The organism is Moorena sp. SIO4G3, assembly GCF_010692305.1.
Lineage (GTDB): Bacteria > Cyanobacteriota > Cyanobacteriia > Cyanobacteriales > Coleofasciculaceae > Moorena > Moorena producens_A.
Genome location: NZ_JAAHIG010000086.1, coordinates 21284 through 28134, shown reverse-complemented (window position 1 = coordinate 28134; position 6851 = coordinate 21284). Strand labels below are relative to the sequence as shown.

Here is a 6851-nt window from a genome sequence, read left to right as displayed (position 1 = left end):
TCCCCTAGTAGGAGAAATAAAGCAAATACTACAGCAACACCGATAGCAGTCCACTTGAAAAAAACTAACTTTGGCCGACCTTTAGCTGGATAACCACAACTGAGGCAAATTTCATCGTTGGTGCTGGTTAAAGACCCACAAACGTTACACTGTTCTAAAGCCATAGTTCTTGGAAATCTCTACCGTCATAAGATAACTGAAAAAATTCTCAGGTGGGTAGAGTACTTTGAGCCTTCCTTACCAACTCCTTGATGCCCAAGTTGCTTAGTTCAGGTGAGGTAAGTTACCAAAAAATCAGGGCACAAGGGCAAACCCCCAGGTATGAAGCCTGTGACCAATTACCGATTACCCATTCCTAATCATGGCCTCAGGACACAATTTAATTCTGGATCTAACCACAGTTCTAGGGGCTTCTGCTTTGGGAGGCTACCTTGCCAATCGGCTACGTCAACCTGTACTTTTAGGCTATTTAGCCAGTGGTTTATTGGTTGGTCCGTTTGGTCTTAAACTCGTAGGCGAATTAGAACAAGTCAAATCCCTAGCTGAAATTGGGATTGTTTTTTTGTTATTCACCTATGGGGTAGAATTTTCTCTATCCCAGCTTAAACGATTTAAAGATATTGTCCTGAAAGGGAGTTTACTGCAAATTAGTCTCACTATTACCCTAGTTGCAGTTTTAGCCAATGGACTTGGTTGGGTTGATGGATTTACTCCGGGAATAATGCTCGGATTCATCATCTCCCTTTCCTCCACCTCAGTAGTTCTTAAAACCCTGATGGAGAGAGGAGAAACCAATACCCTTCATGGTCAAGTGATGCTGGCCATTTTGATTGCTCAAGACCTTAGTTTAGGTCTGATGTTAGCCGTCATCCCCGCCCTTCAGCAGCCCTCAGATATTGGCTCAGCTTTAGTTGTTGCTTTACTCAAAGCGTTGGTGTTTCTAGCTGCTGCTCTAGCAGCGGGTCGCTGGATAATTCCCCATCTCATTAAATATATTGCCCGCACTGAAAACAGTGAGCTATTTCTGATCACAGTAATTGCCCTGTGTTTAGGAATTGCTTTGATTACTGCTGGACTTGGTCTATCCGTTGAAATGGGAGCCTTTGTGGCAGGATTAATGATGGCTGAAATTGATTATGCTGACCAAGCAGTTGCCAAAATAATCCCCCTTAAAGACACGTTTGTATGTCTATTTTTTGCATCCATAGGAATGCTCATTGAGCCGGAAGTGCTGCTCGAAAATTTCGGCATAATCATCGGTTTAGTGATGTTAGTCATGGGGGGTAAAGCAGCCATTATTCTACCGATTGTTCTGAAATTTGGCTATTCCTTTAAAACGGCTTTTATTGCTAGTTTTGGTCTCAATCAAATTGGAGAATTTTCCTTTGTCTTAGCAGTGGTTGGCTTTGAGTTAGGATTTATCACTAGGGATCAGTATCTACTCCTGGTCGGAACCACAGCCATTACCCTAGTCCTGACACCCATGTGGCTAAGATGGTCTCCCCGAATAGCAGAGCACCTGGTAAATCTGCCGTTTCTGAAAAGCTACCTGCGTCAGTTTCAGGGTACTAAAGCTTTGTCAATTCCAGAAACGATTTGTAATCATGTGGTAGTGGCTGGCTATGGACGAGTTGGGCGAGTACTGGTCAAAATCCTGCGCAATCAAGGGCATGAGGTACTAGTGATTGAAAATAGCGAAGCTGCTATTCAACGCTTGAGACATGAGAAAATTCCCTATATGTTTGGGGATGCTCACTCGGAACTGGTGTTAGAAAAAGCCCATCTAGAAAAAGCTAAAGCCCTAGCCATTGCCCTACCCGATCCTGGCAGTACCCGCTTGTTGCTCAAACGTGCCCTCAAGTTTGCCCCAGGACTGGATATCGTGGCTCGTTCTCACAAAAATAGCGAAATTGACCTACTCACCCAGTTAGGGGCGCGGGAAGTAGTGCAACCAGAATTTGAGGCAGCATTGGAAATGGGAGCCCATGTGCTAGTAGCACTGGGAGAAACCCCAGGGATGATTCAGTCAGTGATCAATCGGATTCACCAAGACCGCTATTTGAGTGTACGACCTGAACAAGCTACCTATTCAAAGCAGCAAGAGATCACTGATGTTGCCCAAGAACTCGACAGTGAGTGGGTGACTTTGAGTCAAACTTCCCGTCTAGATTGGGTAACTCTGGCAGCAGCAGATATCCGTAACGTGACTGGGGTAACAGTTTTGACAATTCAACAAGGTAATGATATTGTCCACTACCCACAAGGTAAGATGACGTTGCGTTCAGGGGATCGATTGCTAGTTGTTGGGGAACCGGAAGAATTAGCAGCGTTTAGAGACTGGATCGAAAGTCGCAGTTTCCTTAGTGAGGGATCTAAGCATTGGGTAACTTTGGTAGAGAATTCAAGTTTGGTGGGTATGAAGCCAATTGATCTCCAGCATCAATACAATGTCATGGTTCAGGCGTTGCGTAGACAAGGGAAACTATATAATCCGGTGGATGAAGCTGGAGTATTGCAGGTGGGGGATTGTGTGTTGTTGTCTGGGGAATGGGATGAGGAGTGAATGATTTGGTTTCAAGACTATGCGATCGCTTTTAGCGGAAGCTGAGGCCTTTGGCCACGCTGCGCGAACGCTTCATCGCTTTTAGCGAAGCGTGGCCAAAGGCCTCAGCCGCGCCAAAGGCGATTAGCCCGAAGGGCGTTGGCTAGCGATCGCATCCCCCGATTTCACATAAATCCATACAGCAAGCAAATTTTTGTCAAACTAATTCTCAAACTAACTAGACACCCTTAGCAAAATACTATATACTATATAATAGTGGCATTATGACAGTTGCTTCCTCAGCAACTGAATAGCTGGGTGTGCTGTGGGCTGAGAAGTAGGTTCGAGGCAAGACAATATACACAGCATATCAGGTGTTTTTTTTGGCATCAGGGCTAAAGTAGGTCAAAGACAGTTAGGTTTAAACAACTCCAATCAGTTCTTGGGTCTGCTTTAGGTCAATAAGTGCTTACACTTTCGTGGATCAAGGGATACTGAGTGATTAACAACTTAAGTCCCAGCGAAGTCAGGCGAGTTTAATAGCCTTTTCTGACCAGTAAACGCAATTGAACGAGAATCTAGCTCGACCATCATGCCGAGCTAGATAAAAGTGGGCTCTCTGCTTATTTTTTGAGGAGAGGTTTATCCACTATAAATAGTGACCAGGTTTATAATGACCAGGTTTGTGGCACAAAGGGAATTCAGGTTCTTGAATATCCCTGCTGCCAGACTGCTGCAATGTCTACAAAGGAGAAACCAGTGTCTGTCGGTATCCTCGGTACCAAACTCGGTATGACCCAAGTGTTCGATGATGAAGGAAGAGCGATTCCTGTAACCGTCGTAAAAGCTGGGCCATGCACTGTGACCCAAATAAAAACCAACCAGACAGATGGCTACAATGCCATTCAAATTGGTTATGACCAAGTTAAGCCTAAAGCAATTAATAAGCCTGAAATAGGACACTTGGCTAAGTCCAGCGCCCCACCCTTACGCCACCTACGTGAGTACCGCGTGGATGATACCAGTAATTTTGAACTGGGTCAGCCAGTCAATACCGATATGTTCAGTATTGGTCAAATTATCGATGTCAGCGGTAAAAGCATTGGTCGCGGGTTTGCGGGTTATCAGAAACGTCACAACTTCAGGCGAGGACCGATGGCTCATGGTTCCAAAAACCACCGCCTCCCAGGTTCCACTGGAGCAGGGACAACCCCTGGTCGTACCTATCCAGGTAAGAAAATGGCTGGTCGTTACGGCGGGACCAAGGTGACAATTCGCAAACTTGAGGTAGTCAAGATAGATGCAGAGCGCAATTTGCTACTGATTAAAGGTGCAGTTCCCGGTAAACCAGGGACACTTTTGAGCATTGCACCCACTAATAAAGTCGGACGTTAGTCAGAAGGAAAAAGCAATTAGCTCCCTCATCGTTAGGTGTAAGCCTGATGTATATGTAACTGTTTATTTTTACTACTAGCACCCCCTGAGTGCTTAAAAGCTAACAGCTAATTGCTAAACGCTTGCTCGCTAAGAAGGAGAGAACAAATGGTAGATTGTTCAGTGCGAAACTGGCAAGGGGAAGAAGTAGGGCAGGCAACACTCCAGATGCGAGTTGCCAAAGAAGAAAACGCTGCCCACATTGTTCACCGGTCACTGGTTAGACAAATGGCCAATGCTCGTCAAGGCAATGCTTGTACAAAAACTCGTTCCGAAGTTAGAGGTGGAGGACGCAAACCTTGGCGACAAAAGGGAACCGGTCGTGCTCGTGCTGGTTCTAATCGTTCACCCCTATGGCGTGGTGGTGGTGTGATCTTTGGTCCGAAACCCAGAGACTATAGCCAGAAAATGAACCGCAAAGAGCGTCGCTTGGCTCTAAGAACAGCGTTTATGAGTCGAGCAGAGGATTTGATTGTGGTAGAGGAATTTGTTGAACAACTACCACGACCCAAGACCAAGGATGTGGTGGCAGCAATTGGTCGGTGGGGAATTGAGCCTGAGTCAAAAGTTCTCATAATCCTAGCTCAGCCAGAAGAAAAGGTTTATTTATCAGTCCGTAACCTAGCAACTGTCAAGTTGATTTATGCCACCAACTTGAATATCTATGATATACTGGCCGCTGATAAAATCGTGACCACTAACACAGCTCTTGCCAAAATTCAGGAGGTTTACAATGACTGAGTATAACCCCCGTGACCTTGCTGATTTGGTGATTCGCCCAATTGTGACTGAAAAGGCGACCCTACTGATGGAGCAGAACAAGTATGTCTTTGATGTGATTATCAAAGCGACAAAGCCACAAATTAGAGCCGCGATTGAAAGTCTTTTTGAAGTTAAAGTGGTGGCAGTAAATACCCTACGTCCGCCACGGAAAAAGCGTCGAGTGGGAAAATTTGTAGGTTACAAAACCCAGTACAAACGGGCGATTGTTACCCTAGCTCCAGGAGATTCGATTACTCTATTCCCAGACGTATAAAACTGGCTAATTGCTAATTGCTAATTATTAATTTGGTTAATTGCCAATTGGTAGATTGTCAATTGTTAAGACAAACTAGTCAAGACAAACTAGTTAAGACAAACTAAGTAAAAAATACTTGTTATGGGCATCCGTAGCTATCGACCATACACCCCAGGCACTCGTCAGGGTACTGTCTCAGACTTCGCTGAGATTACTCGGACTGAGCCAGAAAAATCCCTAACCAAGTCTAAGCATCGTAAAAAAGGTCGCAATAATCGCGGTGTTATTACCTGTCGCCATCGCGGTGGGGGACATAAGCGTCTATACAGGGTAATTGACTTCCGCCGGGATAAGCACAATATTCCCGCAAAAGTGGCAGCAATTGAGTATGACCCTAATCGGAATGCTAGGATTGCGCTGCTCTACTATCAAGATGGGGAAAAGCGATATATCTTGCATCCTGTGGGTTTGGAAGTGGGGTCAAGCATCATATCTGGGCCTGACTCTCCCATCGAAATAGGCAATGCCTTGCCCCTAAAAGATATTCCCTTAGGCACCAACGTGCATAACGTTGAACTGATCCCAGGGCGAGGAGCACAGATTGTTCGTGCAGCCGGGGCCACTGCTCAAGTGCAAGCTAAAGAAGGTGACTATGTCACCCTAAAGCTGCCGTCTAGTGAAGTCAGGATGTTGCGTAAAGAATGCTACGCCACTATTGGACAGGTCGGTAATGTTGAAGCCAGAAACTTGAGTTTAGGTAAAGCTGGTCGCAATCGACATAGAGGCCGTCGTCCCCAAGTACGGGGCAGTGTAATGAACCCGGTAGATCACCCCCATGGCGGTGGTGAGGGTAGAGCTCCTATTGGTAGAAGTGGTCCAGTGACCCCCTGGGGGAAACCAGCCTTGGGAGCCAAAACTCGTAAGGTCAAAAAGCAAAGTAGTTCTTTAATTGTCCGGCGTAGGCGGAAATCCTCTAAGCGAGGGCGCGGCGGTCGCGATTCTTAAGGAGTTGAACGTTAAAGTTAGCAGGTTAAACGTTGTAACTAGCAACTACTAACTACCAAAAACGCAACTATTAACTACCAACTAACAACTAAAAACTAACGAGCGTTGAATTATGGGTCGTTCATTAAAAAAAGGTCCTTTTATAGCCGATAGTCTTCTGACTAAGATTGAAACCTTGAATGCTAAAGGCGAAAAACAGGTGATTAAAACCTGGTCAAGAGCCTCGACCATTGTGCCCCAGATGGTAGGTCACACCATTGCCGTGCATAACGGGCGGACACATGTACCAGTTTTTATCAATGAGCAGATGGTAGGTCATAAGCTGGGCGAATTTGCCCCGACTCGAACATTTCGGGGACATGTTAAGGATGGTAAGGCCCGTCGTTAAAGTGATTAGTTCAGTAGTTAGTAGCTATAAAGAAAGCAAATGATGGAACGATGGCCATAGACACTACAGCAGAAACTAAAGCGATCGCACGCTACATTCGGATGTCTCCAAGCAAGGTCAGGCGAGTACTTGACCAAATTCGGGGGCGTTCCTATCGGGAAGCTCTGATCATTCTGGAATTCATGCCCTACCGGGCTTGCCAACCAGTATTGAAAGTACTACGCTCCGCTGTTGCCAATGCTGAACACAATGCAGGGATTGACCCAGCTAGCTTATACATCACTAAAGCTTTTGCGGATATGGGACCAAGCTTGAAGCGGTATCGACCAAGAGCTCAAGGTCGTGCTTATCAGATTCGCAAGCCAACCTGTCATATCACCGTGGCTGTTTCTCCAGAAGTAGATGATTAGTTAGTGAGTTTGAGAATTACCAACGGCAAACACTAATAGCGCTATGCCTCGATA

The 6851-nt window shown here is 45.7% G+C and carries 7 protein-coding genes; all 7 read left to right on the top strand.

Annotation, left to right across the window (positions count from 1 at the left end):
• Nucleotides 1–361 precede the first annotated feature (361 nt).
• Nucleotides 362–2563 carry a cation:proton antiporter gene (locus F6J99_RS17205; protein ID WP_293113957.1) on the top strand — a complete coding sequence of 734 codons (2202 nt, stop codon included), beginning with the start codon at nucleotides 362–364 and terminating at the stop codon, nucleotides 2561–2563.
• Between the two features lie 738 nt (nucleotides 2564–3301).
• Nucleotides 3302–3937, top strand: coding sequence for a 50S ribosomal protein L3 (gene rplC, locus F6J99_RS17200; protein WP_293113959.1), 636 nt, complete (start codon nucleotides 3302–3304; stop codon nucleotides 3935–3937).
• Nucleotides 3938–4084: 147 nt separating this feature from the next.
• Complete coding sequence (gene rplD, locus F6J99_RS17195; protein ID WP_293113956.1) at nucleotides 4085–4717, top strand: 50S ribosomal protein L4; 633 nt, start codon at nucleotides 4085–4087, stop codon at nucleotides 4715–4717.
• A complete protein-coding gene (locus tag F6J99_RS17190; protein WP_070390686.1) occupies nucleotides 4710–5012 on the top strand; it encodes a 50S ribosomal protein L23 in 303 nt (100 codons plus the stop codon). The genes rplD and F6J99_RS17190 overlap by 8 nt, the downstream gene beginning before the upstream one ends.
• 123 nt (nucleotides 5013–5135) lie before the next feature.
• Complete coding sequence (gene rplB, locus F6J99_RS17185) at nucleotides 5136–5999, top strand: 50S ribosomal protein L2 (RefSeq protein WP_070390685.1); 864 nt, start codon at nucleotides 5136–5138, stop codon at nucleotides 5997–5999.
• A 112-nt stretch (nucleotides 6000–6111) separates the two neighbouring features.
• Complete coding sequence (gene rpsS, locus F6J99_RS17180) at nucleotides 6112–6387, top strand: 30S ribosomal protein S19 (protein ID WP_008191216.1); 276 nt, start codon at nucleotides 6112–6114, stop codon at nucleotides 6385–6387.
• A gap of 50 nt (nucleotides 6388–6437) precedes the next feature.
• The gene (gene rplV / locus F6J99_RS17175; RefSeq protein WP_008191214.1) at nucleotides 6438–6797 is read left to right on the top strand and encodes a 50S ribosomal protein L22; all 360 of its coding nucleotides are present in this window, start codon (nucleotides 6438–6440) and stop codon (nucleotides 6795–6797) included.
• Nucleotides 6798–6851: the final 54 nt, after the last annotated feature.

Coding starts and splice junctions, on each gene's coding strand:
- F6J99_RS17205 (WP_293113957.1), top strand. CDS start 362: ATGGCCTCAGGACACAATTTAATTCTGGATCTAACCACAGTTCTAGGG.
- rplD (WP_293113956.1), top strand. CDS start 4,085: ATGGTAGATTGTTCAGTGCGAAACTGGCAAGGGGAAGAAGTAGGGCAG.
- F6J99_RS17190 (WP_070390686.1), top strand. CDS start 4,710: ATGACTGAGTATAACCCCCGTGACCTTGCTGATTTGGTGATTCGCCCA.
- rplB (WP_070390685.1), top strand. CDS start 5,136: ATGGGCATCCGTAGCTATCGACCATACACCCCAGGCACTCGTCAGGGT.
- rpsS (WP_008191216.1), top strand. CDS start 6,112: ATGGGTCGTTCATTAAAAAAAGGTCCTTTTATAGCCGATAGTCTTCTG.
- rplV (WP_008191214.1), top strand. CDS start 6,438: ATGGCCATAGACACTACAGCAGAAACTAAAGCGATCGCACGCTACATT.